The 256-nt window shown below is 45.3% G+C and carries 1 protein-coding gene; it reads right to left on the reverse strand.

Annotated elements, in window-relative coordinates; all coding sequences use genetic code 11:
• The coding region (locus tag R0J88_RS21615; RefSeq protein WP_410901120.1) for an HD domain-containing protein at positions 1-256 on the reverse strand (256 nt) is incomplete at both ends.

The raw sequence follows: 256 nt of genomic DNA on the forward strand, positions 1-256 counted from the left end.
GTTTCCCTTTTTCTGTGGTCATTCGATCTTTCAATAGTAATAACTTTTCATAAAAATGCGTAACGGATGAGGTATTTTTCGAGCGATATTCCGCTTCTGTCATTGCCATGCGCGCAATTTCTTCGTCGTCATACAGTTTGCGACCTTTTGCTCCCCCGTAGGCAAAGGTACGGGCAATTCCGACTGCACCAATTGCATCTAGACGATCGGCATCCCGAACGATTTTGGCTTCCAACGTTTTGGCCGGAAGTTCATT

Source organism: Pseudoalteromonas sp. SIMBA_162, assembly GCF_046535955.1.
Taxonomy (GTDB): Bacteria; Pseudomonadota; Gammaproteobacteria; order Enterobacterales; family Alteromonadaceae; genus Pseudoalteromonas; species Pseudoalteromonas marina.